The sequence below is a fragment of the Serratia ureilytica genome (assembly GCF_017309605.1).
Taxonomy (GTDB): Bacteria; Pseudomonadota; Gammaproteobacteria; order Enterobacterales; family Enterobacteriaceae; genus Serratia; species Serratia ureilytica.
The window spans coordinates 2,673,956-2,699,455 of record NZ_CP071320.1 but is presented as its reverse complement, the minus strand read 5'-3'; the positions used below and the strand labels follow the sequence as shown (position 1 = coordinate 2,699,455).

Below are 25,500 nucleotides of genomic sequence, written 5' to 3'. Positions count from 1 at the left end.
TTTTTTGTCTAATATATTAATAATTACAATTAAGACTTTTTAAATATGAATATCGAGTTGAGACACCTGCGTTACTTTATCGCCGTGGCGGAAGAGCTGCATTTTGGCCGCGCCGCGGAGCGGCTGCGTATCTCCCAGCCGCCGCTCAGCCAGCAAATCCAGGCGCTGGAGGACATGGTCGGCGCGCGGCTGCTGGCGCGCAACAACCGCAACGTCAGCTTGACGCAGGCCGGGGAGATGTTCCTCAAAGAAGCCTATCAGGTGCTCGATCAGGTCGGCCGCGCGGCGGAAAAGGCGGCGCGCCTGGATCGCGGCGAACTGGGGGAAATGACCATCGGCTTTACCTCTTCCGCGCCCTTTATCGGCGTGGTGGCGCGCAGCCTGCGCGCTTTCCGTCAGCATTCTCCGCAGGTGCACATCAAGATGCGCGAAATCAACACCAAACAGCAGATCGAACCGCTGCTGAACGGTGAGCTGGATCTGGGGGTGATGCGCAACACGCGGCTGCCGGAAGCGCTGCACTATCAGCTGCTGCTGCGCGAACCGCTGGTGGCGGTGGTGCCGGAGGGGCATCCGCTGGCGGAAACGCCCGGCGGCGCGCTGCGTTTTCAACACCTGGCGCAGGAGCCGTTCGTGTTCTTCTCGCGCGAAGTGGGCACGGCGCTGTATGACGAAATTCTGCTGCTGCTCGGCAAGGCCGGCATTACCCCGTATATCACTCAGGAAGTGGGGGAGGCGATGACCATCATCGGTTTGGTCTCCGCCGGATTGGGGGTCTCGATTCTGCCGGCGTCTTTCGCCCGGGTGCGGGTGGACGGCGTGCGTTATTTGCCGCTGGCGGAGCCGGACGCCACGACCGAAGTGTGGCTGGTGCATCACCGCCGACGGCCGCTGACCGCTGCGGCGCAGGCGCTGATGGCGTTGATGCTGAAATGACGTTGAGATTGGGCAAATAAAAATCAATTCGCGCTGAAATTGCGAGGAATTTGTGCAGCAAATCACATAACGAATCAAATAGTTGACGCTGTATGACAAAAGCCCCACCATAACCCCTAGTCTTTATTTAGAAGCGCGAAAAATAGTAGGAGCCGGTTTGTGATTGCGGTTGGGCAGCCTGGGCATATTGATCAAATCAAACAGACCAATGCGGGGGCGGTTTATCGGCTAATCGATCAACTGGGCCCGATTTCGCGCATCGAACTGTCAAAACGCGCACAGCTGGCGCCCGCCAGCATCACCAAGATCGTGCGCGAACTGCTGGAAGCCCATCTGGTCAAGGAAACCGAGTACCAGGAAATCGGCAGCCGGGGCCGCCCGGCGGTGGGGCTGGTGCTGGACACCGAGGCCTGGCACTACCTGTCCGCCCGCATCAGCCGCGGCAGCATCACGCTGGCGCTGCGCGATCTGAGCAGCAAACTGGTGGTGGAAGAGCTGCTGCCGCTGGCGGCCGAAGATCCCGAACCGCTGCTGAAACGCATCCTGACCGAAGTCGATCAATTCTTTATTCGCCACCAAAGCAAGCTGGAACGGTTGACGGCGATCGCCATTACGCTGCCGGGTATTATCGACGTGCAGTCCGGCGTGGTGCACCGCATGCCGTTTTACGACGTGCTGGAGATGCCGCTCGGCCCGGCGCTGGAAACCCGGACCGGTCTGCCCGTCTATTTGCAACACGACATCAGCGCCTGGACCATGGCCGAGGCGTTGTACGGCGCCTCGCGCGGCAGCCAGAACGTGATTCAGGTGGTGATCGACCACAACGTCGGCGCCGGCGTGATCACCGGCGGCCACGTGCTGCATGCCGGCAGCCACAGCGTGGTGGAGATCGGCCACACCCAGGTCGATCCTTACGGCAAACGCTGTTACTGCGGCAACCACGGCTGCCTCGAGACCGTGGCCAGCATCGAGAACATGCTGGAGATCGCCCAGCAGCGGCTGAGCGGCTCGATGAGCTCCAGCCTGCACGGCGCGCCGCTGACCGTTGAATCGCTGTGCGACGCCGCGCTGGCGGGCGATCAACTGGCGCGGGACATCATCCTCGGCGTCGGCCACAGCGTGGGGCGCATTCTGGCTATCATGGTCAACCTGTTCAATCCGGAGAAGATCCTGGTGGGTTCGCCGCTCAACCGCGCGGCGGAGATCCTGCACCCGGCCATCGCCTCCTGCATTCGCCAGCAGGCGCTGCCGGCCTACAGCGAGCAGGTCAAGGTTGAATCCACGCAGTTCTTCAATCAGGGCACCATGCCCGGCGCGGCGCTGGTGAAAGAGGCGCTGTACAATGGTTCATTGCTGGTGCAGCTGCTGCAAGGCTAACATCAGAACTTCTTATTAATCCCGCAAAAGATTGAGCTACCTCAAGCCCCTACGTGGCAGCATCCCCTAGAATTTTTCCGCAAGACTTCTTCGCCGCCGGTGCGGCGATACATTGTTAACGGGGCATTCTGGGGCATTTTATTCATGTTGAAGCGTTTATTTGTGACAGGCACGGATACCGACGTCGGTAAAACCGTGGTTTCCCGCGGGTTGATGCAGGCGCTGGCCGCCGATGGCCGCTCGGTCGCGGGCTACAAGCCGATCGCCGCGCGCTGCCAGGAAACCAGCGAGGGCATCCGCAATAAAGACGCTTTGGTGTTGCAGGCATCTTCCACCTTGCCGCTGTGCTATGAGGAGATCAATCCCATCACCTGTCTGGATGAGGTGTTTCATGCGCATGCCACCGAGGACATCAACTACGGCCTGATGAGCAGCGGCCTGCGCGATCTGTCCGCCAAAGCCGATACGGTGGTGGTAGAGGGCAGCGGCGGCTGGCGCGTGCTGATGAACGATCTGCGGCCGTACGCCGAATGGGTGGTGCAGGAGCAACTGCCGGTGGTGTTGGTGGTGGGCATCAAGCTGGGCTGCGTCAGCCACGCGCTGCTGACCGCGCAGTCGATCATCAACGACGGCTTGCCGCTGCTGGGCTGGGTGGCCAACCGCATCAATCCGGGGTTGGCACACTATGCCGAAACCATCACGGCGCTGCAGCAGCGCATTTCCGCGCCGCTGCTGGGTGAAATTCCGTATCTGCCGCGCGCGGAGCAGCGCGAACTGGCGCACTACCTCGATATTTCCACGTTGCTGTAGCCCATTCAGGCGCAGAACGTCGCCAACAACCGGGCGGCGATCAGCAGGCCCAGCCCATACACCGTGTGGGTGAGCAGGCTGAGGAGCCGCGCTCTGCGCGGATTGGCGGTTTTCGCCGCCGCCACGCCAAAGCCCAGCGCGGGCTGCATCACCAGAAACGGCGCCGCCAGGCTCAGCCAGCCGCTCAACAGCGCGATGCGCGGTTCCGGCGCCGCATACCACTCGATGCCCGCCAAACCGAGCGGGATAAAGGCGAACGCCAAGCCGATGGCGTAGTGCAGTATCCAGCCGATTTTTCTCTCACCCTGGCGCGGCGGCGCCGTGACGATGGTGGCGTGAAACCAGCGGCCGTCGAACATGCCGAGAAACCAGCGGCCCACCAGCGCGTAATCGAGGGAAGGGATGCCGAAGCGCCGCTTCAGCAGCAACGCCCACAAATCCATGCAGAGGGTGGCGCCGGCGCCGGTTAACAGAATGCGCAATAACAAATCGGGGGTCATAGGGGTGTCCTTGGCTCAGTGACGTGATAAGGTGCGCACAGTGTGCAACTTAAAGCCGGCTTCAAGTCAATGGCAAAAGAACTGGATATCGGCGCGGTGGCGCGCCTGAGCGGAGTCGCGCCTTCTGCGCTGCGGCATTACGAGAAAAAGGGGCTGATCGCGTCGATAGGCCGCCACGGTTTGCGCCGTCAATACGCCGCCGGGGTGCTCGATCAACTGCGGTTGATCGCCCTCGCGCGCCTGGCCGGTTTTACGTTGGATGAGATGAGCGCCTTGTTTGACGAACGGGGCAAAATCGCGCTCGATCGCGTGTTGCTGGCTGCGCGGGCGGATGAGTTGGATCGCCATATCCAGCGCCTGATACAGGTGCGCGACGGGCTGCGGCACATGGTTGATTGCCCTGAACCTGAGCACCTGCAGTGCCCGCAGTTCAGGAAAATATTGCAGCAGGGTGAGTTCTAAACCTCGCGTTTGGGCAGCGGCGCCGTGTGGTACACCGAGATCGGCCGCAGGCCGCGCGACACGGTGGTGGCGATCACGCAGGCGAGCAGAATGCCGGGCAGCAGCGCGTATTCGCCGGTCATTTCAAACACCATCAGCGCCGCCATGATCGGCGCATGGGTGGTGGCGGCCAGCAGGGTGGCCATGCCGGTCAGCGCCAGCAGCAGCGGCACCGCCGCATCCATGCCCGGCCACAGGCCGAACAGCTGACCGATTATCGATCCGAGCGCGGCGCCGACGAACAGCGTCGGGGTGAAGACCCCGCCGGGCGCGCCCGAGCCGCTGCTGGCGAGGATTGCCAACAGTTTACACACCAGGATCGCGCCCAGCAGCAACACCCCCGGCGGCGCGATCAGCAGCGCCTGCACCACGCTGTAGCCATTGCCCCACACTTGCGGAAACAGCAGCGAAAGCAGCCCGACGATCAGGCCGCCCAACGCCAGCTGCAATGGCGGCTTCAGGCGCAGCGATCGGAAGGCGCGACCGCTGGCGGTCATCAACCACAAAAACAGCGGCCCGCCGGCGCCGGCCACCACGCCGACCAGCGCCATCAGCAGGTATTGCGTCGGCAAGGGGGCGGCGAGCGGCGTCACCAGGTAGAGCGGCGCCTGGCCGCCGTTGAGCAGGTTGGTCATCAGCAGAGCGCTCACTGCGGCGATCACCACCGGGCCGAGTGAGGCCAGCATCAGGGTGCCGAACAGGATCTCGGCGATAAACAGGCTGCCCGCCAACGGCGCATGGTAGGCGCTGGCCATCCCGGCGGCGGCGGCGCAGGCCACCCACAGTTTCCATTCTTTCTCGTGCGTAAAGCGCTGGGCGAAGAGCGATCCCACCAGCGCCGCCAGCAGGATCATCGCGCCTTCGCGGCCGATGGCGCTGCCGCTCGACACCACCAGCAGCGACGCCAGACACTTCACCAGGCTGGCGCCGGTATCCAGCTTGCCGTTGCCGGTCTCAATCGCTTCCATATAGTCGGTGGGCGCCGCCGGGCGCTGGTGGCGGTAGCGCTGGTGAATGTACAGCAGCAGGCCCGCCGCCAGACCGCCCAGCGCGGGCGTCAGCGCGCGTCGCCAGCCGGGCAGCGCGGCGGCGGCGGCCACCAGGCTGCCGTCGGCATTGCCGAGCAGCAGCCACTCGAGGCCAATCATCGAACGGTGAAACAGCCACACCGCCAGGGCGGCGGCGACGCCGATAAACACGGCGATAAGCAGGCTGCGCAGCAGGGCGCGATAGTGGTGCAGGTGGACCAATCTTTTCATGCGTGGGCGGCGTCGTGAGAAAAATCAAAGGGTCATCAGCGCATTGTGCTTGGCGCTCCGGCCGATGACCAGTGAATCTTTAGCAAACTGCGGCATGGGCGGGGCGGCGAGCGCCCCGGCGTGGGTTATTGCGGCGTCAACACCCGGCGTGTGCGGCCGGAACTGAGGTAGTCGGCGATATAATCCTGCGAGATTTCGCCGCTGTAGCGGCCGTCTTCATCGACGATCGGCATCCAGGAAGTGTTGTGTTCGTACAGCTTCGACAGCACCACGCGCAGGTTCTCTTCCGCGCGGGCGGTGACGCGGAAACGGTGCAGGCTGTCGGCGCACACCCCCGGCGCGCCGCGCGCCTCACGGCGTTTGACGTAGCCCAGCGGCTTGCCGTCGGCGTCCACTACCGTCACTGAACGGGCGTCGATATCGTCCATCAGCCCGAACGCCTCCACCAGCGGCGTTTCCCGGCGCACCGTCACCGTCTCTTGTTGGCCTGCCACGTCTCCGGCCTGCACCAGCAGCAGGCGCTTCAGCGTGCGATCCTGGCCGACAAAGGAGGCGACGAACTCGTTCGCCGGCCGCGCCAGCAGCTCATCGGCGCTGGCGTTCTGCACGATTTTACCCTGGCGGAACACCGCAATGCGATCGCCGAGCTTCAGCGCTTCGTCGATGTCGTGGCTGACCAGCATCACGGTCTTTTTCAGCTGGCGCTGCATGTCGAGAAACTCGTTCTGGATGGTTTCGCGGTTGATCGGATCCACCGCGCCGAAGGGTTCATCCATCAGCAGCACAGGCGGATCGGCCGCCAGCGCGCGGATCACGCCGATGCGCTGTTGCTGCCCGCCCGACATCTCTTTCGGGTAGCGGTGCAAAAAGCGCTTGGGATCCAGCGCCACCATGCTCATCAGCTCCTCGGCGCGGGCGTGGCAGCGTTTTTTGTCCCAGCCCAGCATGCGCGGCACCACGGTGATGTTCTCCTCGATGGTCATGTTGGGGAACAGACCGATCTGTTGGATGACGTAGCCGATTTTACGGCGCAGGCTGACGGTATCCAGCGCGCTGGTGTCTTCGCCGTTGATCAGAATGGTGCCGCCGGTGGGTTCGATCAGGCGGTTGATCATCTTCAGCGTGGTGGTTTTGCCGCAGCCGGAAGGGCCGAGCAGCACGCAGATTTCGCCTTCCGGCACGTCCAGATTGATGTTGTCGACGGCGTTGAACGGCGTGCCGTTCTTTTGCATGAACTGTTTGGTCAGATTTTCCAATTTAATCATGAGCGGATCCCCTTGGGCGTTAGCGCAATTTGCAAGCGGTGCAATAACCAATCGAGGACGATCGCCAGCAGGCTGATCATCACGGCGCCGGTAATCAACTGGCGAATGTCGCTGCTGCTGATGCCGTTGAGCAGCAGCAGGCCGAGGCCGCCGGCGCCGATCACCGCGGCGATCGCCATTACGCCGATATTCATCACCACGGCGGTGCGGATGCCGCCGAAAATGACCGGCAGCGCCACCGGGATCTCCACCCAGCGCAGCCGTTGCCAGAAGGTCATGCCGATGCCGCGGCCGGCTTCGCGCAGCCCGCCGGGCAGATTGTCGAGCGCGGTGTGGGTATTGCGCACGATCGGCAGCAGCGAGTAGAGGAACACCGCGGTGATCGCCGGCACGTAGCCGATGCCGTGGCCAATCAATGAAAACAGCGGGATCATCAGCCCGAACAGGGCGATGGAGGGCACGGTCAGCACCAGCGTGGCCAGGCTCAGCACCGGCGTCGCCAGCCATTTGTGGCGGACGATCAGCACGCCAAGCGGCACGCCGATCAGGATCGCCAGGCCGACGGCGATGCCGACCAGCAGCAGGTGTTCCAGCGTCAATCCGGCGATATAGGCCCAGTTTTGCCAGGCGTAAAGTAAGGTATTCATCATGCCTCCTAAATCAGGCCGCGCTGCTTGAGGAACGCGTCGGCGACCTGTTGCGGCGTCTGGTAGTCGATATCCACCTTGGCGTTCAGCTCGGTGATCACCTGATTGTTGAACTGTTTCGACAGCGTGTTCAGCGCCTCTTCCAGCCCCGGCGTGTTTTGCAATACGTCGGCGCGCACTACCGGCGTGACCGCGTAGCTCGGGAAATAGCCCTTGTCGTCTTCCAGCACCTGCAGATCGAACCCTTTCACCCGGCCATCGGTGGTGTACACCAGCCCGGCGTCGACGAAGCCGTCGCGGATGGCGTTGTAGACCAGGCCGGGATCCATCTGGCGAATTTGCGGGCGATCGAGCGGCATATCGTACAGCGCCTGCATCGGTTTCAGGCCGTCCGAGCGGCCGGCAAACTCCAGATCCAACCCCAGCAGCCAGTTGTGTTTCGGGTCGGTTTTACGCACCTGTTCCACTTTGGCCACCAGCTGCGACATCGTGCGGATCTGCTCTTTTTCCGCGCGCCGGCGCTGCATGGCGAAGGCGTAGGTGTTGTTCATATCCGCCGGCTGCAGCCACACCAGGCCGAGTTTGGCGTCGAGCTTTTTCACCGTGTCGTAGGTTTCCTGCGGCGTCATGCGCTTATTGATGTGGTTAAAGATGATCAGCGAGGTACCGGTGTATTCCCAGGTCATGTCGATCTGCTTGTTGATCATCGCGTTGCGGGTGATCACCGTGGCCAGGTTGGTCTTGGGTTCGACCTGAAAACCTTTGGCCCGCAGGTATTGCACGGTGATCGCCGACAGAATGCGCTGTTCGGTAAAGTTCTTGCTCGCCAGCGTCAGCGGAGCGGCCCAGGCGGCCGCGCCGGTCATCAGCAAGGAGAACAGCAGCGCGTGGCGGAGGCGTTGTAACCATCGAGTCATCGCGTTTCTCCCATCAGGATGCGGTGTGCGGGCTGAGCCGGCGGCCGAGACCGGCCAGCGCCAGATCGAGCAGCAGGGCGATCAGCGCGGTGGCGGCGGCGCCGAGGATCAGCGTCGGGAAGTCGTTCAGGTAGATGCCGGGGAAAATCAGCTCGCCGTAGCTGCTGGCGCCAATCAAAAACGCCAGCGGCGCGGTGCCGACGTTAATCGCCATCGCGATGCGTATCCCGGCGAAGATCACCGGCAGCGCGTTGGGGAGTTCGACCTGGCGCAGCCGCTGCCCGGCGGTCATGCCAATACCGTTGGCGGCCTCGACCAGCGCCGGCGGCACCGAACGCAGGCCGGCATAGGTATTGCGCACGATGGGCAGCAGCGAGGCGAGGAACAGCGCCACCACCGCCGGCCGATCGCCGATGCCGATGATCACCATCGCCAGCGCCAGCACCGCCAGCGGCGGCAGGGTGTTGCCGACGTTGAAGATTTGCATCACGTGTTCCGCCCAGCGGCGGGCGAAAGGGCGGCTCAGCAAGATACCGCTGGGAATGCCGACCAGCAGCGACAGCAGCATGGAGCAGGCCACCAGGAACATGTGTTGTTGGCCGAGGTAGATCAAATCTTCCCGGCGCGACTTGAGGGTGTCCCAACCGATGCCGTAAACCAGCAGTGCGATGACGACGATAAACAACAGGCTCCCGAGGAGCAGGCGCCGGTATGGCGCTGACTTGTGCATGATGTTGCGTCCTCCGTTGCGCGGAGCGGCCGACGAGACGGCGCATTCCGCTCTGATTGTTACCCACGGCCCGGCGGGCGTGGCGGTACAAAACGGGCGTTTCGCATGAGGTTAGCGACATTGAGCGAAGGGTGCGTTCGGCACAGCGTGCTGAACGTAGGCTCAATACGTGAGTTAATCAGCATAAGATACTGATATTTAAACCCGAGAAAGCACGAAGCCCAACGACTCCGGCTAGGGAAGGTATAGCACCCTGTCGTTGACCGTGCCAAGTTTTATGAACAAAATCAGGTGATTGAGTTTGCGCCGATCGGCGTCTCAGCCCGCGTCAGCGCTGGGATGGGGGGAAAGTGAAAAAAACCCGCCGCATAACGTTACGCCGTAACAACAAGTCCAAATGGTGCGATCCGCCGTCGGCGAAGACGGGATGTGAGGGCGGATAGACTCGGTGCAGGCGCTTGCTGATATACTCAGGGAAAACAAAAACGCCAGGAAACCTGCATAACGCCATGACAAATAACGTTTCACCCGCACCCATCGCTCACCGCCCGCTGATTCTGATCGCCTGCATGCTGGCGATGTTCATGTCGGCGATCGAAGCCACCATCGTCGCCACCGCCATGCCGACCATCATCGGCGATCTCGGCGGTTTCTCGCTGCTGGGCTGGGTGTTCGCGGTCTATTTGCTGTCGCAGGCGATCACCATTCCCATCTACGGGCGGCTGGCGGATCTCTACGGCCGCAAGCGGGTGTTCTTCTTCGGCGCCACGCTGTTCCTGTTGGGATCGGTACTGTGCGGTTTCGCCCCCGACATGTATTGGCTGATCGGCTTTCGTCTGCTGCAGGGGCTGGGCGCCGGCGCCATCATGCCGATCGCCTCTACCATCATCGGCGATATCTACAGCGCCACCGAACGGCCGAAGGTGATGGGATACCTGTCGAGCGTGTGGGGCGTGTCGGCGATCATCGGCCCGCTGTTGGGGGCGTTTATCGTGCAACATTTGCCGTGGGCGTTGGTGTTCTGGGTCAACCTGCCGATCGGCCTGTTGGCGATGTTCTTCCTCTGGCGCTATCTGCCGGCGCATCAGCCATTGCGCCAGCACGCGCTGGATCTGGCCGGCACCGCCTGGCTGACGCTGTTCGTTTCGGCGCTGCTGCTGGCGCTGTTGCAGATGGAAAGCCTGGGCTGGTGGGTGGTGCCGCTGTTTGCGCTGGCGGCAGCGGCGCTGGCGCTGCTTGTCCGCCAGGAGCGGCGCGCGGTCGAACCGCTGTTCCCGTTGGCGCTGTGGCAAAGCCGGGTGATCGTCGCCGGTAACATCGGCGGGCTGGTGATCGGCGCGGCGATGATGGGCATCAGCGCCTTTCTGCCGACCTTCATTCAGGGCGTGATGGGGGGCTCGCCGCTGGAGGCGGGCACCACGCTGGCGCTGATGTCGATCGGGTGGCCGCTGGCCAGCACGCTGAGCGGCCGCTTGATGCTGATGACCTCGTACCGCGCTACGGCGCTGCTGGGCGCGCTGTTGTTGGTGGCGGGCGGCCTGATCTTGCTGCTGCTGCAGCCGGAGGGCGGCTTGCTGTGGGGCCGGGTGGCGGCGTTTATGGTCGGCGCCGGCATGGGGCTGTGCAATACCACGTTTCTGGTTTCGGTGCAGAACGCGGCACATTACAGCATTCGCGGCATCGCCACCGCCTGTACGGTGTTTACCCGCATGGTGGGCTCGGCCATCGGCACCGCGATTTTGGGCGCGACGCTGAATCTCAACCTGCAGTGGCGTTTGCCGGAGATTGACGATCCGGTACAGCGGCTGATGGAACCGGCAGTGCGCCAGAGCATGGGGAGCGAGGCGTTGGCGCAGCTGACCCAGCAAGTGGCGGCTTCGCTGCATTGGGTGTTTCTGGTTTCGGCGCTGGTGTCGTTGCTGGCGCTGGCGGCGGCGATGCTGATCCCGGCGCGTTGTCGGCCGCAGGGCGAAGAGGAAGAGGCGGAACAGGCGTAAGGAAGAGAAGGAGCGGGCGCTGCTGCAGAGCGCCCTGGGTAGCCGGTGCGGCTTACTGCGTGTTGGAGGTATCCTGGCTGGTGCCGGTCTGCGCCGCATCACCGCGATCGTCGCCGTTGTTCAGGCGGGTGTAGACGATCTTCTGGGTGTCGTTTTCGCAGTGGCCGACCACCTGGCCGCCCGCTTGATCGGCCTGATCGTTTGGCACGATCTCCAGTTTGAAGCCGGACTCCGGTACGCCGTTATTGACGATTTTTTGCGAAATGTCCGCTTTCACGCTTTCGCAGGAGGCCAGGGCCGCTATCGGCGCGCCGGCCAGCAACACAGCGGTTAATATCAGCGTTTTTTTCATCACGTCATCCTTTTAGACAATGGACTTCCTGTAACAGGATAGCAGCAACGGCGACCGGGTTTCACGCTTGCCCGCCCGCCGCAGGCGGATTAAGGATTAATCCGACGCCCGGTCTGGCGATCCAGACATTTACGGGTGTCCGGCTCCCAGTAGGCGTTGACGTTGTTGCTGTCGTTGCAGCGATCTTCGTCATCCGCCGCGCGATCGATCTTGTCGAATTCTTTCTCGACGCGGGTGTTAACCTTGTGGCGCAGGGATTTGGTATCATTCCACTGCTCTTTGCTCTGGCGCGCTTCTTCGGTGCTCATCGCGCCGCTGCCTTTGCCATCGACGGTGACGCAGGTACTGCCCTGAGTGCAGGTGGCAGCCAGCGCCGGCGCCTGCCAGGCGCCCATTACGGCCAGCATGGCGACCGGCAGCATCCCGCGCAGCAGTCGTTGGGTCGAAAATGTTTTCATCGTTTCATCCTTATGAGTGAGTGCGCCTGATGAAGGCGGCACTGGCGTTACCTCGCCCGCAGGCGTGGTGACAAATATACCACTGCGCTCCTGGAATTCACCAGCCAAGCGCCGATTCGTTTACTTTATCGAGAGAAAACTGCGACCGATGTTAAAAACTACGCTGTTGTTTTTCGCCACTGCGCTCGCTGAAATTATCGGCTGTTTCCTGCCTTACCTGTGGCTCAAGAAGCAGGGCAGCGCCTGGCTGCTGCTGCCGGCGGCCTTGAGCCTGATGCTGTTCGTCTGGCTGTTGACGCTGCATCCTGCGGCCAGCGGGCGGGTCTACGCGGCCTATGGCGGCGTGTATGTGGCGACGGCGCTGCTGTGGCTGCGAGTGGTGGACGGCGTGAAGCTGTCTACGCTGGATTGGGTCGGCGCCGGGGTGGCGCTGGCGGGCATGCTGATTATTGTTTCCGGCTGGCGCGCGGCCTGAGGAAACACGGCGGGAGTCGCCTCCCGCCGACAGGGCTCAGGCGCCGCGGTGGATGTTCAGCCCGGCGAAGGACTGGCTGACCGGCATCATTTCCAGCGTGTTGATGTTGACGCGCGCCGGCAACGTGGCGACCCAGAATACCGACTCGGCGATGTCTTCCGGCGTCAGCGCATCGGCGCCTTCGTAGGTTTTATTGACCTTGCCGTCATCGCCCTTGAAGCGCACGTTGGAGAACTCGGTGCCGCCCACCAGGCCCGGCTCGATATCGGTCACGCGGATGCGCGTGCCGTGCAGATCGGCGCGCAGGCCCAGGCTGAACTGCTTGACGAACGCCTTGGTGGCGCCGTACACGTTGCCGCCGGCATAGGGCCAGTTGGCGGCGGTGGAACCGATGTTGATCACGTGGCCGACGTTGCGCTCGACCATGGCGGGCAGCAGCGCGCGGGTCATGTTCACCAGCCCTTTGGCGTTGGTGTCGATCATGGTTTCCCAGTCATCGGCGTTGGCCTTGTGCGCCGGCTCCAGCCCCAGCGCCAGCCCGGCGTTGTTCACCAGCACGTCGATCTGGCGCAGCTCGGCCGGCAGCGCTTCTATCACCTGCTGAATGGCGGCGCGGTTGCGCACGTCGAGCCGCACGATGTGCAGCGCTTCCCCCAATTCTTCCTGCAGCGCTTCGAGACGCTCAAGGCGGCGCCCGGCGGCGATCACCTGGTGGCCTTCACGGATAAAACGGCGCGCAATGGCCTCGCCGAAACCGGAGGTGGCGCCGGTAACAAATATAATCATGTTGCTGTTCCTCAACTGTTTTTACCCTACATGCTTCTATCATTAGCACAAACCCGCAGGCAGTGGCAGCGGTTATCACGGCGGAAAGGAAAAAAGGTCACACCGGGCCAGCGGCCCGATGCTGATTAGCGCTGAGGCGGCAGGTGGTAGACCACGGCGTCATACTTGATGCGTTCGCAACGGCCTGCCAGCACGCCGCCCAGCGACTCGACGAGGCGGCGGCTGGCGGTATTCTGCTCGGCCACCGGGTAGAGAAAGTGCGGCGGCTGAAAGCGCTCGCTGGCCCAGCGCGCGATGCCCTGCACGATTTCGCGGCCGTAGCCCTGGCCATGCAGGCTCTCTTTCACCCAGATGCCCAGCTCCGGGGTGGGGCTGCGCAGGTTGTGCGCGCCGCCGACGCCGACAAACTGCCGGTCTTCGCGCCGGCGGGCGACGAAGATCACTTCTTCGCCTTCGCGCATCAGCGGCAGCCAGCTTTGCCAAACGTTGGCGAAATCTTCCGGCGACGCCTCCGGCTCAAAGGTCATAAAGCGCGTCAGCGTGGGGGTGATCGCCTGGTAAACATCGTCGGCGTCTGCTGCGGTAAAGGGGGCAATCAACAAACGGTCGGTGTCAACGCGGCACTGAGAAAGGTCATTGTGATTCATTTTATTTCCTCGCTTTTCAGGCCATAACGGCAAAAAATCCGCGCACATAAATCGGGGCGGATCGTCGATATTACGCGTATTGGCGTCAGAAGCGACTTATTTTTCGCCGCTGCGGCGACGCGGAGGAACGGTTTTATGTGACGTCGTCACGTCGACGGGAAAGGCGGCGGGCACGGTTAACCGCGCCCGCCGTTGAGGATCAGAACTTCACCGAACCTTGCAGATAGATCGTGCGCGGCTGACCGATGTACAGACCTTTGTTGTTGTCGTCATAGGCGCGGGTGAAATACTCGTGGTTGAACAGGTTTTTCACGCCGACGCCCAGATTCAGGCCGGCCATTTCCGGGCCGAAATCATAGGCGGCGCGCACGCCCCACAGCATATAGCCGGGAATGCGGCCGGTGCTGCCGTCGGCGCTTTCCGCCACGGTGTTGGCGTTGTCGGCGAACTGGTTGGATTGGAACTCGCCGTTAAGGTTAAACGCCCAGTTGCCCGGCGTGTAGTCCAGCCCCAGGGTGCCTTTATGCTTCGGCGAGAACGGCACCTGGTTGCCCTTGTAGCCGCCGTCTTCGCGGATGGTGGCGTTGACGTAGGCGTAGCTGGCGTAGGCGGTCAGGTCGTCCAGTTTCGGCGTCAGCTGCGACAGATCGTAACGCAGGCTGCCTTCCAGCCCGGCGTGGCGGGTTTTGCCGCGCGCGGTCACGCTGTCGGTCACCTGGTTGGAATCGTACTGGTTGTTGAAGTTGATCAGGAACAGCCCGATCTCGCCGGTCAGCGCATCGCCGGCGTAGCGGGTGCCCAGTTCCCAGGTGCGCGCCTTCTCCGGTTCAATCTTGCCGCTGTCGACCGCTTTGCCCATCTGGCTGTATTGTACGGTGCCGAAGGAGCCTTCGGTGTTGGCGTACAGGTTCCAGTATTCGTTCAGGTGATACATCACGTTCAACGCCGGCAGCGGCGCGTTATAGCTGACGTCGAGGCGGTTATTCTTGATGTAGTTGTTCTGATACGACTTGATGTACTCGTAGCGCATGCCCGGCGTGATGGTCCAGTCGCCGATGTCGATGCGATCGTCGAGATAGAAGGCGTGCGCCTCGGTGCCGGACTGGGTGTCGCGATCGTACGGGCTGGCGGTGGACGGCAGCCTGCCGGTGCTGGCCTTGCTGGTGTAGCGCAGCTCATGGGTGGACTCACTGACGTAACGGTAGCCGACGCCGACCTCATGGGCGGAATCTCCCCAGCGGAAACTCTGGCTGTAGCGCGGTTCTACGCCGCGCACCCAGTATTCGCGCGGCGACAGCGTCAGGTTCTTGCCCTGATCCAGATAGCCGCTGCGCAGGGTGTAGGTGTAGAAGCTCTGCACGTCGAACTTATGCTGCTGATCAGGCTGATATTGATAGCCGAAGTTCGCCAACTGGCGGCGGCCCCAGAACTTGTCGTACGGGCGCGTAGACTGGAACGGGTTGGCGTTGTAGTCCGCCCGGCTCAGGCCGCCCGGCATGTTCGCTTCGCCTTCGTAGTATTGCAGCAGGCTGTTGAAGGTGTGCACCTCGTTCGGGGCGTAGCGGCTTTTCAGCATCACGTCGTCTATCTTGGTTGCGCTGTGCTCGCGCCAGTCGCTGCCGCGGGTGCCGGAGTAAAGCAGCGCCGCACCGAAGCCGTTGTCGGCGGTGCCGCCGATCATCAGGTTGCCGGTGCCTTTCGGGTGATCCTGGCGCGAGGTCGGGCTGAGCTGCCCCTGCATGCCGGCCTCCAGGCCGAAGGTTTTCGGGATGGCGCGGGTAACGAAGTTGACGACGCCGCCGACGCTCTGCGGCCCATAGCGCACCGCGCCGCCGCCGCGCACCACGTCAATCGCATCCATATTGCCGAGCGAGACCGGCGCCAGTGACAGCTGCGGCTGGCCGTAAGGGGCGAAGGGCACCGGAATGCCGTCCATCAGCACGGTAGAGCGGCTGGCGAGGCGCGGGTTGAGGCCGCGTATGCCGAAGTTCAGCGCCATATCGTGGCTGCCGGTGCCGTTGTTCTCCGGCGCCACCACGCCCGGCACGCGGTTCAACGCTTCACGCACGGTGGTGGTGCCGGTTTTAACGAAGTCTTCGCGGCGCACGACGTCGCGCGCGCCGGGGTGTTCGAACACGTCTGCCTGACGGCCTTCCGCCAGCCAGTCGCCGACCACGGTGATGTCTTCTTCTTTCTGCGGCTGCGGCAGTTTGGCCAGCGTGTAGCCGTTGTTGCCGAGCGCTTTAGCCTGCAGGCCGCTGCCCGCCAGCAGGGCGTTCAGGCCGTCATCGACGCCGTAGCTGCCGCTCAGGCCCGGCGAACGTTTACCGGCGGTCAGCGCGCCGTCTACCGAGAGCGCGATGCCGGCGCGCGCGGCGAAAGCGTTCAGCGCGCCGTCCAGCTCACCGGCCGGAATGTGATAGGCGGCAGCGGCGCTGGCGGCGCTCGCCATCTGCGGTGCAGCGAAGACCAGGCCAATGGCCACGGCCAGCGGCGTGGCACGTTTTCCCCAAAGCGAAGCCGGAGCGACCTTTCCCCAAGCGTTGTTCATACCTTCTCCTGAATCATTTTTTATTTATTGCTGCAGTGTTTTCCTGGGAGTCGGATGAGCAAAGCAAAAGGGACAATCAAGAATGCGATTTTTTATCATTTTCATTTAAAAAATTCAGGCGGGGACGATTTGCAACCAATAGCGGGTAAAGCTTTGCAGGCGTACCGGCAGCGTCTGGCTGAGCAGGGCGAGGGCGCGATCGGTATCGTTGAGCGGGAAACTGCCGCTGACGCGCAGGCCGGCAACGGCCGGATCGCAGCTCAGGTGGCCGCGCCGATAGCGCGCCAGTTCGGCGATCACCCGGTCCAGCCGCCACTGGCTGACGCTCAGCACCCCGTGCAGCCAGCCGTCTTCCGCCGTAGCCGGTTGCTTATCGCTGAAGGCCGCCGCGCTGAAGCTTATCTGTTCGCCGGCGTTCACCCGGAGCTTTTGTTGCGCGTCTTGCGCCAGCTGCGCTTCGACTGCATGCTCCAGCACCGTCAGGCGCGTTTCGCCGCCGCTCTCGCGCACCAAAAAACGGGTGCCGAGCGCGCGCATCGCCCCTTGCGGGCTCTGCACCCACAGCGGCCGGGCATCGCGTCCGGTAACCAGGCTGATTTCCCCGGCGTGCAAGCGGATCAGTCGTTGGCGATCGTCGTAATGCACGTCCACCGCGCTGGCGGTGTTCAGCACCAGTTGGGTACCGTCGCTTAACACAATGGGTTTGATTTCGCCGGTGGCGGTGCGGTAGTCGGCGCGCAGCTCCTGGCCGAGCGGCGACCGGTAGAAGAAGCCGCCGCCGCCCACGCCGAGCAACAGCAGCAGGCTTTTCAGCAGGGTGCGGCGATCGATCGCCGATTGACGGCCGGCGCGATCGAGCGCGCGATAGCTGAATTTGCCCGGCACGCCCTGCAGCTGGCTCTGCAACGCTTCGACGCGCTGCCAGGCCCAGCGGTGATCGTCATGCTGCTGGTGCCAGGCTTGCCACTGTTGGCGCTGGCGTTCGGTGACGTGCTCGTCGCACAGCAGGGCATACCAGTGTGCGGCCATTTTCAGCGCCTGGCGCTGCTCGGGGGTGATGGCGTTGCTCATGAATAAACGTCGTTTTCGAGGCTGAACAGCAGGCAATGCTCGGTGGCTTTGGCCATGTATTTTTTAACCGAACTGACCGACACGCCGAGGCGCGCGGCGATGTCCGCATAGCCCAGGCCTTCGAGCTGCGACAACAGAAAGGCCTGTTTTACCTTCGGCCCCAGGCCGTCGAGCATGGCGTCGATCTGCTGCAGGCTTTCCAGCAGGCTCTGGCGCTGCTCCGGCGACGGGGCGTAGCCTTCCGGGATCAGCGCCAGCATCTCAAGATAGGCGCGCTCCAGCGTTCTGCGGCGGAACAGATCGACCATCACCCGCTTGGCGACGGTGACCAGAAAATCTTTCGGCTCGCGCAGGGTCGCCGCGGCGTCGCTTTTCAGCAGGCGCATAAAGGTGTCCTGCGCCACATCGTCCGCGTCGAAAGCGCAGCCCAGCCGCCGACGCAACCATCCCTGCAACCAGGCGTGGTGGGTGGCGTAAAGGCGCGACAGCGCGGCGTGCGGGGCAGAGGCGGTGGCGGACATGGTTTTCGCATTGCTGGTCAAAAAGATGCGCGGATGATAATTGAGAATAGTTATCGTTTCAAGTTTGGCCGTTGCCTCCAGGCTGGGGTTCCGCCCCCGGACGCGGCGTTGAAATAAAGCGAACGGCCGTAAAGAGCGTCGTTTGCCCATTAAAGGTGCAGCGGCGCGGTGTTATTTCGGCAAGCAAACGGTTGCTATTTATCTGCCGTCGAAGACTGAGCGTGGGTCTTATTCTCTTTCGCCGGTCTATGCTTTTAGGTTAATTACCAATCAATTGTTTTTATTTAAAAATGTATTTTATCGCCGCCTGTTGGCACACGGCTTGCTATGCTTAATCCGGTCTTTGCGTTTGGGTAAAAAGGGCCTTGTATCATCATCGCAATTTATTATGCGGATGGGCTTGGCCGGTCGTCACAAGGAAGAAAATAATGGCACTGCAATTCACCACGGCTATTCGTGGCAATTTTTTTGATATCGCAGCCTGTGTGGAGGCGCCGCAACAGCTCGAAGAACGCCTGCGGCATGTTCCCGACGGTTTGCTGCTGCTGAACGACGGCGTCATCGTCTGGTTCGGCAGCTGGCGGCAGGGCGAGGCGCTGCTGCCGCCGGGCTTCGCGGTCACGGAGTATCGCGACAAGCTGATCGTGCCGGGTTTTATCGATACCCATATCCATTATCCGCAAACCGAAATGATTGGCGCCTATGGCGATCAACTGCTGGACTGGTTAAACAATTACACCTTCCCGACCGAAAGCCGTTACGACTGTGAGCAGCACACCGACGCGATGTCGGCTTTCTTTCTGCAGCAGTTGCTGAGTAACGGCACCACCACCGCGCTGGTGTTCGGCACCGTGCATCCACAGTCGGTCGATGCGCTGTTCAGCCAGGCGGCAGCGCTGAACATGCGCCTGATCGCCGGCAAGGTCATGATGGATCGCCATGCGCCGGAGGCGCTGCTGGAAACGCCGGAGCAGAGTTATCGCCAGACGCGCGAACTGATCGAACGCTGGCACGGCAAAGGCCGCCTCGGTTACGCCATTACGCCGCGCTTTGCGCCCACCAGTACGCCGGCGCTGCTGGCGCAGGTGCAGCGGCTACGTGAAGAATATCCCGACGTTTGGCTGCAGACGCACCTGAGCGAGAACCCGCAGGAAGTGGCCTGGGTAAAAGCGCTGTTCCCGCAACACCGCAGCTATCTGGATGTTTACCACCGCTACGGCATGACCGGCGATAAAAGCGTATTCGCCCATTGCCTGCATCTGGAGGAGCAGGAGTGGGACTGCTTGTGCGATACCCGCTCGGCGATCGCCTTTTGTCCCACCTCCAACCTGTTTCTCGGCAGTGGGCTGTTTGACCTGCAGCAGGCCTGGCGCAAGCGGGTGAAGCTCGGCATCGGCACCGACGTGGGGGCCGGCACCACCTTCAATATGCTGCGCACGTTAGGCGAGGCGTACAAGGTCGGCCAGCTGCAGCATTACCGGCTCTCCGCCGTAGAAGCGTTCTATCATGCCACCCTGGGCGGCGCCCGCGCGCTGGCGCTGGACGACAAAATCGGCAACTTCAACGTCGGCAAAGAGGCGGATTTCGTGGTGCTCGATCCGGCGGTCACGCCGCTGCAGCAGCTGCGTCACGCCAACAGCGCCACGCTGATGGAGCAAGGTTTTGTGCTGATGACCCTGGGGGACGATCGCAACATTTATCGCACCTATGTGGACGGTAAGGTGGTTTATGAGGCGTCGCGCTGACGCAGCCGCGCCTGCAGCCAAACGCTGAGCGGCGCGACGGCGACGGCGCTCAGTGCGCACAGCCACAGCAGGCGTTGCAAACTGCGCGGGGTGAGGCCGCCGCTCAGCAGCGCGGAAGAGAGCAAGAAGGCCACCGTGGCGCTCAGGTGTATCAGGGCGGTTTGCAGCGTGCCGAAGGCGGCGCGTTGCCGATTGTCCGGCCAGCGCATGCTCAGGGAAGAGATCGCGACCAGCCGCGCGTAGGCCGCCGCGAGAAACGTCACCATAAACAGTTCAGCGCGATCGCCACCGCGCGCCGCCAGCCACAGGCTGCCCAGCAGCAACAGCGTGGCGCTCACCGTCAGCGTCACGGCGCCAACGCGTTGCAACCAGCGGCCCGCCAGCACGGTCGCCAGATAGCCGGCCACGCCGCCGATGAGAAACAGCCAGGACAAATGCGCGTCTGCCACCTGTAACCGCTGGGTGAGCAGCGGCGCCAGCACCGGGATCAGCAGCATCGGGCTGAACTGCGTCAGACCGGCGGCGGAGGCGAACAGCAACAGCCGGCGATCGAGCGCGGCGGGCGCGGCAGCCTGTGGCTGCGGCGCATCCCTGGGAACGAACAGCGCCACCAACACCGCCGCCAGCAGACACAGCCCGCCGATAGTCACCAGCGCGGCGCGCCAGCTTGCCACCTCGCACAGGTACAGCATGCCCGGCATGCCGACGCTGCTCACCAGCGAAAAAGACGCGATCACCGTCGCCAACATTCGGCCGTGCAGCGCGGCCGGCGCGGCGTTGAGCAGCAAGCCGATCCCCACGCCCATCGTGGTGCCGCCCAGCAGACCGGCCAGCAGCCGCAGCGCCAACAGCAAATAAAACTGCTGGGTTGCGGCGATCAGTAAGGTCGTCACCCCCAGCAGCGCGACATTGAGCAGCAGAAAACGCCGCTTTTCAACGCCGCCGATCCAATAGAACGCGCCGATGCCGGAAATCACCGCTGCCAACGTATAGGCCGCGCTGACATAACCGGCGTAACTGACGGGCACGGAAAAGTCGGCGGCCATATAGAGAAATATCGGGTTGAACACCATGTATTCCAGGGCATTGGTGAATTGAATAAAGGCGATGACCAGCGCTATCGCCGTCAGCTTTCTCGTGGGTGTCATAAGCATCCTTCGGTTGCAGAGTCAGGCCGGCAGTGTAGCGCGTGGCGTTGCGCGGGATTAGGTGGTAGAAATGGCATGGTTTGTTATCAAATGTGGGATAATCATGCGCGCCAAATTGGATTTAAACCTGTTACGCATTTTCGTGGCGGTGGTGGAGCAAGGCAGCTTCGTCGGGGCCGCTCGGGCGCTGGCGATGCCGACCTCCAACGTCAGCCGCGCTATCTCGCAGCTGGAGCGCCAGCTCGACCAGCGCTTAATCGAGCGCAGCACCCGCTCAATGCGGCTGACGCCGAACGGCCAACTGTTGCATGAGCGGGCTCAGCCGTTGCTGGCGTCGCTCGATCACACCGCGCAAACGCTCAGCGAACGGCAGCAACAGCTGCGCGGGCCGCTGCGCCTGTGCGTGCCGAATGAAGTGGGGCCATATCTGTTGGGCGATCCGTTGGCGGCCTTCGCCCTGCAGCATCCGCAGATCGAAATCAGCTGCGTCACCAATCTGGCGGGCATGGCGTCGCTGCTTGACGATGTCGATCTGGCGGTCATGGTCAGCCGGGGCCTGTTGGACGACAGCGACTATGTCGCGCAGCCGCTGGCGACCTTTCCCTGCATTGTGGTGGCTGCGCCGGCGCTGGTGGCGCAGTGGCCGCTGACGTCGGAGATTGAGCAATTCACGCAATTGCCCTGTATCAGTACGGTGGATGCGCTGAAGGGCATGCCGTGGCAATTCGTCCGCCCGGACGGCAAGTTCGTTACCGTCCCGGTCAATGCGCGCTATCGCGTCAATAGCGGGGAGATGGCGCTGAAGGCGGCCTTGGCCGGCGTGGGGTTCGCCATACTCTCCGAGCTCGGCTGCCGGCCGTTTCTGGCCGACGGACGTTTGGTTGAGATACCGCTGGCCTTGCCGCCGGCGCCGCTGCAGCTGTATGCCGTTTATCCCGGCCGCCGCTATCTTCCGGCCAAAACGCGCGCGCTGCTGACCTTTCTGATACAGCAGATCGGCGAGGCGGCTCACTTCTAATCACTTGTTTTTGCTCAAACTGCCAACTGCGCCTAAGCTAGGAGGTGACTCAGAGGGAGCCATTCCCCGAGACCTTATTCCGTGAACATGGAGGAGTTTCGATTTGATGCGTTTATCCACATTGGTGCTGGCGATCGGCATGGCGCTGGGCTCGCAGGCACAGGCAGCAGAAACCCAACCTCACGCCGACCATAGCGCGCTGCCCAGCGGCCAGGCGAAGGAGGCTACCGTGACCGGTGAAGCCAATCAGCACGACAAGCAAAAGACCCAAAATCCGTTCTTCTATCAAAGCCGTCTGCCGTTCCAGGCGCCGCCGTTCAACCTGATCAAGGAAAGCGACTACGCGCCGGCGATCGACGCGGGCATCAAGCAAAAGCGGGAAGAGGTGGAGAAGATCGCCAACAACCCGGCCAAGCCTAACTTTAAAAATACCTTCGTGGCGCTGGAGCAGGCCGGTTCGTTGCTGACGCGGGTGATGAACGTGTTCGGCGCCATGACCTCGGCCAATACCAGCGATGCGCTGCAGAAGCTGGATGAAGAAACCTCGCCGAAGCTGGCGGCGCTGAACGACGACATCATGCTCAACGGCAAGCTGTTCGCGCGCATCAAGGCCATCTATCAAGATCGCGATGCGCTAAAGCTGGATCCGGAGTCACGTCGGCTGGTGGAAGTCACCTATAAGAACTTCGAGCTGGCGGGCGCCAACCTGTCGGACGCCGACAAGGCCAAGCTGAAGGCGCTGAACCAGGAAGCGGCGACGCTGAGCACCCAGTTCACCAACAAACTGCTGGCGGCGAGCAAAAACGGCGCGCTGGCGATAACCGACCAGGCGAAGCTGGACGGTCTGTCCGAAGGTGAGCTGGCCGCGGCAGCGCAGGCGGCCGCCGAGCGCAAGCTGGAGAAACAGTGGCTGTTGGTGCTGCAGAACACCACCCAGCAGCCGCTGCTGCAGAGCCTGAAAGATCGCGATACCCGCAAAGCGCTGTTCGACGCCTCCTGGACGCGTGCGGAGAAGGGCGACGGCAACGATACCCGCCAGACCATTTCCCGACTGGCCAAGGTGCGCGCCGAGCAGGCCAAGCTGTTGGGTTACCCGAACTACGCCGCCTGGAAACTGCAAAACCAGATGGCCAAGACGCCGGATGCCGCGCTGAGCTTTATGCGCAACATCGTGCCGGCGGCCACCGCGCGCGCCGAACGTGAAGCCAAAGACATTCAGGCGGTGATCGACCAGCAGAAAGGCGATTTCAAGGTGCAGGCCTGGGACTGGCAGTTCTACGCCGAACAGGTGCGCAAGGCCAAGTACGATCTGGACGAGTCGCAGATCAAACCTTACTTCGAGCTGAACAACGTGCTGAACAACGGCGTGTTCTACGCCGCCAACCTGCTGTACGGCATCAGCTTCAAAGAGCGCAAGGACATTCCGGTCTACCAGCCGGACGTTAAGGTGTATGAAGTGTTCGACAAGGACGGCAAATCGCTGGCGCTGTTCTATACCGACTACTTCAAGCGCGACAACAAGGGCGGCGGCGCCTGGATGAGCAACTTCGTCGATCAGTCGAAGCTCAATGGCACCAAGCCGGTGATCTACAACGTCGCCAACTTCACCAAACCGGCGCCGGGGCAGCCGGCGCTGCTGTCGTATGACGACGTAATCACCATGTTCCACGAGTTCGGCCACGCGCTGCACGGCATGTTCGCCGATCAGGAATACCCGAGCCTGTCGGGTACCAACACCGCGCGCGACTTCGTCGAGTTCCCGTCGCAGTTCAACGAGCACTGGGTCAGCGATCCGAAAGTGTTCAGCCACTTCGCCAAGCACTACCAGACCGGCGAGGCGATGCCGCAGGAACTGGTCGACAAGATCAAGAAGGCCGACAAGTTCAACAAGGGCTACAGCATGACCGAGCTGCTGTCCGCCGCGCTGCTGGATATGCACTGGCACATGCTGACCGCCGATCAGCCGCAGCAGGATGTGGACAAGTTCGAGGCCGAGTCGCTGCAAAAAGACAAGGTGGATCTCAGCTACGTGCCGCCGCGTTACCGTTCCAGCTACTTCCAGCACATCTGGGGTAACGGCTACGCCGCGGGCTACTATGCCTATCTGTGGACGGAAATGCTGGCGGACGACGCCTTCCAGTGGTTCACCGAACACGGTGGCCTGACCGCCGAAAACGGCCAGCGCTTCCGCGACATGATCCTGTCGCGCGGCAACAGTCAGGATCTGGAGAAGCTGTACATCGACTGGCGCGGCAAAGAGCCGAGCATCGAGCCGATGCTGATCAACCGCGGGCTGAAGGACGAGTAAGTTCGTCCATTCCCGGTAAGCAAAAAGAAGGGCGCATTATGCGCCCTTCGTCTTTTTGGCGTGGCCGACGCTCAGCGGTTCACCACCTTGGCCGGCAGGGCCACCACCAGCAGCGAGCTGAGCAGCAGGCAGCCGGCGAAGGCCCAGAGCGCGCCGCCGCTCTTGCCGGTCAGATCCAGCGCCAACCCCATCAGCGAATTGCTAACCAGCCCGGCGATGTTGGCCAGCGAACAGGCCAGCGCGAAGCCGGTCGCCGCCGCCGTGCCGCGCAGGAAGGTGGCCGGCAGGCTGAAGAACACCGGCACCGCGCCGATGATCGCCGCCTGGGCGATGGAAAACAGCAGCACCGTGGCCAACGCATTGTGGGTGAAGAAGGTGCTGCCGGCCATCGCCAGCGCGCCGATGATAAACGGCACGATGATATGCCAGCGCCGTTCGCGCAGCCGGTCCGAACTGCTGCCGATCAGCAGCATGCCGAGCAGGGCGGCGACGCTGGGGATCGCCGTCAGGTAGCCGATGGTGGTGATGTCGGTGACGCCGGCGGTTTTGATGAAGGTCGGCATCCAAAAGCCCATGGCGTAGGCGCTGAGCAGAATAGCGAAGTCGATGCCGCCGAGCATCCACACTTTCAGGTTGAAGAAGCCGTCGCGGAAGCTGTGCTTGCCGTGATCGGCCTCGGCGTCGTCACGCGCCAAATCGTCGGCGATGCGCTGTTTTTCCTCGGGCGTCAGCCACTTGGCCTGCTGATAAGTGTTAGGCAACAGCCAGAAGGTCAGCACGCCCAACAGCACGCTGGGAATGCCCTCCAGCAAAAACAACCACTGCCAGCCGTGCAGCCCGTGGCGCATGTCGAAATGGCCCATGATCCAGCCGGAGAGCGGCCCGCCGATCACGCTGGAGAGCGGCAGGCCGATCATGAACAGCGCGATGATGCGGCCGCGGCGATAGGTCGGGAACCACAGCGTCAGGTAAAAGAGCACGCCGGGCAGGAAACCGGCCTCCGCCACGCCGAGCAAAAAGCGAATGACGTAGAACTGGGTCGGCGTGGTGACGAACATGGTGGCGGTGGACAGCAGCCCCCAGGTGATCATGATGCGGGCGATCCACATCTTGGCGCCGACGCGCTGCAGGATCAGGTTGCTCGGCACCTCGAACAGAATATAGCCGACGAAGAACAGCCCGGCGCCCAGACCAAAGGCCGCTTCGCTCAGCTGCAGCGCGTCGGCCATCTGCAGCTTGGCCAGCCCGACGTTGATGCGATCGAGGTAGGCCGCCAGGTAGCACAGGCAAAGAAACGGGATCAGTTTCCAGGTGATTTTGCGGTACAGCAGCAGCGATTCTGCGTCCGCTTTCCCCGCCAGCGGGGTGTCGACAATGGCCATGATGTTGTCTCCAGGTGGTGCGTGTTGGCCTCCGCAGGAGGCGCCTGTTGTGTTTGCGTTGCATGGGCGCCGCCCTGTTTCGGGCGGTCGCGTGAGGCG

General features: G+C 62.6%; 25 protein-coding genes. 10 read left to right on the top strand and 15 right to left on the bottom strand.

What is annotated here, in order from left to right; genetic code table 11:
* Nucleotides 1-45: 45 nt before the first annotated feature.
* The 3 genes from J0X03_RS12510 to bioD all read left to right on the top strand — a co-directional run bounded on the left by J0X03_RS12510 (nt 46) and on the right by bioD (nt 3,123).
* Nucleotides 46-936 (top strand): LysR substrate-binding domain-containing protein, encoded by an 891-nt coding sequence (locus tag J0X03_RS12510; protein WP_033650481.1) that lies wholly within the window; start codon nt 46-48, stop codon nt 934-936.
* Nucleotides 937-1,095: 159 nt separating this feature from the next.
* The gene (gene mlc, locus J0X03_RS12505) at nt 1,096-2,313 is read left to right on the top strand and encodes a sugar metabolism global transcriptional regulator Mlc (protein WP_033642978.1); all 1,218 of its coding nucleotides are present in this window, start codon (nt 1,096-1,098) and stop codon (nt 2,311-2,313) included.
* Nucleotides 2,314-2,457: 144 nt separating this feature from the next.
* Entirely contained in the window at nt 2,458-3,123 is a 666-nt protein-coding gene (bioD, locus tag J0X03_RS12500) for a dethiobiotin synthase (RefSeq protein ID WP_033642979.1), read from the top strand.
* Nucleotides 3,124-3,128: 5 nt separating this feature from the next.
* Here the strand turns inward: bioD and J0X03_RS12495 are convergent, their stop codons facing one another.
* Nucleotides 3,129-3,623, bottom strand: coding sequence for a DUF2938 family protein (locus tag J0X03_RS12495; RefSeq protein WP_033642981.1), 495 nt, complete (start codon nt 3,621-3,623; stop codon nt 3,129-3,131).
* 69 nt (nt 3,624-3,692) lie between these two features.
* Between J0X03_RS12495 and J0X03_RS12490 the strand changes: the two genes are divergently transcribed.
* Nucleotides 3,693-4,085 (top strand): helix-turn-helix domain-containing protein, encoded by a 393-nt coding sequence (locus J0X03_RS12490; RefSeq protein ID WP_033642982.1) that lies wholly within the window; start codon nt 3,693-3,695, stop codon nt 4,083-4,085.
* Here the strand turns inward: J0X03_RS12490 and clcB are convergent.
* The 5 genes from clcB to J0X03_RS12465 form a co-directional block, all read right to left on the bottom strand.
* Nucleotides 4,082-5,383 carry a voltage-gated ClC-type chloride channel ClcB gene (gene clcB, locus J0X03_RS12485; RefSeq protein ID WP_089197010.1) on the bottom strand — a complete coding sequence of 434 codons (1,302 nt, stop codon included), beginning with the start codon at nt 5,381-5,383 and terminating at the stop codon, nt 4,082-4,084. The two genes, J0X03_RS12490 and clcB, sit on opposite strands and share 4 nt — an antisense overlap.
* Before the next feature lie 125 nt (nt 5,384-5,508).
* Complete coding sequence (gene osmV, locus J0X03_RS12480) at nt 5,509-6,648, bottom strand: osmoprotectant ABC transporter ATP-binding protein OsmV (RefSeq protein WP_033642984.1); 1,140 nt, start codon at nt 6,646-6,648, stop codon at nt 5,509-5,511.
* Nucleotides 6,645-7,295, bottom strand: coding sequence for an osmoprotectant ABC transporter permease OsmW (osmW, locus tag J0X03_RS12475; protein ID WP_004938544.1), 651 nt, complete (start codon nt 7,293-7,295; stop codon nt 6,645-6,647). Before osmW ends, osmV begins: the two co-directional genes overlap by 4 nt.
* Before the next feature lie 8 nt (nt 7,296-7,303).
* Nucleotides 7,304-8,161: a glycine betaine ABC transporter substrate-binding protein gene (locus J0X03_RS12470; protein ID WP_227711513.1), complete on the bottom strand. Its 858-nt coding sequence runs from the start codon at nt 8,159-8,161 to the stop codon at nt 7,304-7,306.
* A gap of 64 nt (nt 8,162-8,225) precedes the next feature.
* Nucleotides 8,226-8,942, bottom strand: coding sequence for an ABC transporter permease (locus J0X03_RS12465; RefSeq protein ID WP_160204264.1), 717 nt, complete (start codon nt 8,940-8,942; stop codon nt 8,226-8,228).
* 509 nt (nt 8,943-9,451) lie between these two features.
* On the opposite strand from J0X03_RS12465, the gene J0X03_RS12460 reads away from it, so the two are divergent.
* Entirely contained in the window at nt 9,452-10,939 is a 1,488-nt protein-coding gene (locus J0X03_RS12460) for an MDR family MFS transporter (RefSeq protein ID WP_033642987.1), read from the top strand.
* 52 nt (nt 10,940-10,991) lie between these two features.
* On the opposite strand, the gene J0X03_RS12455 is transcribed toward J0X03_RS12460, so the two are convergent.
* Nucleotides 10,992-11,291 carry a DUF1161 domain-containing protein gene (locus tag J0X03_RS12455; protein WP_033642988.1) on the bottom strand — a complete coding sequence of 100 codons (300 nt, stop codon included), beginning with the start codon at nt 11,289-11,291 and terminating at the stop codon, nt 10,992-10,994.
* Between the two features lie 89 nt (nt 11,292-11,380).
* A complete protein-coding gene (locus tag J0X03_RS12450; protein ID WP_033633135.1) occupies nt 11,381-11,749 on the bottom strand; it encodes a DUF1283 family protein in 369 nt (122 codons plus the stop codon).
* Nucleotides 11,750-11,897: 148 nt separating this feature from the next.
* Here J0X03_RS12450 and J0X03_RS12445 point away from each other — a divergent pair, with 148 nt between their 5' ends.
* Nucleotides 11,898-12,224, top strand: coding sequence for a YnfA family protein (locus J0X03_RS12445; protein ID WP_033650474.1), 327 nt, complete (start codon nt 11,898-11,900; stop codon nt 12,222-12,224).
* Between the two features lie 36 nt (nt 12,225-12,260).
* On the opposite strand, the gene ydfG is transcribed toward J0X03_RS12445, so the two are convergent.
* From ydfG to fecI, 5 genes are all read right to left on the bottom strand, one after another.
* Entirely contained in the window at nt 12,261-13,010 is a 750-nt protein-coding gene (gene ydfG / locus J0X03_RS12440; protein WP_033642989.1) for a bifunctional NADP-dependent 3-hydroxy acid dehydrogenase/3-hydroxypropionate dehydrogenase YdfG, read from the bottom strand.
* Nucleotides 13,011-13,135: 125 nt separating this feature from the next.
* Complete coding sequence (locus tag J0X03_RS12435; protein ID WP_060660756.1) at nt 13,136-13,657, bottom strand: GNAT family N-acetyltransferase; 522 nt, start codon at nt 13,655-13,657, stop codon at nt 13,136-13,138.
* A gap of 199 nt (nt 13,658-13,856) precedes the next feature.
* Nucleotides 13,857-16,109, bottom strand: coding sequence for a TonB-dependent Fe(3+) dicitrate receptor FecA (gene fecA / locus J0X03_RS12430; protein WP_226773067.1), 2,253 nt, complete (start codon nt 16,107-16,109; stop codon nt 13,857-13,859).
* A 213-nt stretch (nt 16,110-16,322) separates the two neighbouring features.
* A complete protein-coding gene (gene fecR, locus J0X03_RS12425) occupies nt 16,323-17,279 on the bottom strand; it encodes a ferric citrate uptake sigma factor regulator FecR (protein WP_160204265.1) in 957 nt (318 codons plus the stop codon).
* Complete coding sequence (gene fecI / locus J0X03_RS12420; RefSeq protein WP_033650469.1) at nt 17,276-17,800, bottom strand: ferric citrate uptake sigma factor FecI; 525 nt, start codon at nt 17,798-17,800, stop codon at nt 17,276-17,278. The genes fecR and fecI overlap by 4 nt, the downstream gene beginning before the upstream one ends.
* Nucleotides 17,801-17,942: 142 nt before the next feature.
* On the opposite strand from fecI, the gene J0X03_RS12415 reads away from it, so the two are divergent.
* Both J0X03_RS12415 and guaD read left to right on the top strand, forming a co-directional pair.
* Nucleotides 17,943-18,272, top strand: a complete 330-nt coding sequence (locus J0X03_RS12415) for a hypothetical protein (RefSeq protein WP_149542847.1) — start codon at nt 17,943-17,945, stop codon at nt 18,270-18,272.
* On the top strand, nt 18,229-19,545 hold the full coding sequence (gene guaD, locus J0X03_RS12410) for a guanine deaminase (RefSeq protein WP_160204266.1): 1,317 nt from the start codon (nt 18,229-18,231) through the stop codon (nt 19,543-19,545). The genes J0X03_RS12415 and guaD overlap by 44 nt, the downstream gene beginning before the upstream one ends.
* On the opposite strand, the gene J0X03_RS12405 is transcribed toward guaD, so the two are convergent.
* Nucleotides 19,527-20,693 carry an MFS transporter gene (locus J0X03_RS12405; protein WP_160204267.1) on the bottom strand — a complete coding sequence of 389 codons (1,167 nt, stop codon included), beginning with the start codon at nt 20,691-20,693 and terminating at the stop codon, nt 19,527-19,529. The genes guaD and J0X03_RS12405 overlap by 19 nt on opposite strands.
* Before the next feature lie 103 nt (nt 20,694-20,796).
* Between J0X03_RS12405 and J0X03_RS12400 the strand changes: the two genes are divergently transcribed.
* Entirely contained in the window at nt 20,797-21,711 is a 915-nt protein-coding gene (locus J0X03_RS12400; RefSeq protein ID WP_129993109.1) for a LysR family transcriptional regulator, read from the top strand.
* A gap of 106 nt (nt 21,712-21,817) precedes the next feature.
* On the top strand, nt 21,818-24,019 hold the full coding sequence (gene dcp / locus J0X03_RS12395) for a peptidyl-dipeptidase Dcp (protein ID WP_060660752.1): 2,202 nt from the start codon (nt 21,818-21,820) through the stop codon (nt 24,017-24,019).
* A gap of 71 nt (nt 24,020-24,090) precedes the next feature.
* On the opposite strand, the gene J0X03_RS12390 is transcribed toward dcp, so the two are convergent.
* A complete protein-coding gene (locus J0X03_RS12390; RefSeq protein WP_016927840.1) occupies nt 24,091-25,401 on the bottom strand; it encodes an MFS transporter in 1,311 nt (436 codons plus the stop codon).
* Between the last annotated feature and the right edge of the window lie 99 nt (nt 25,402-25,500).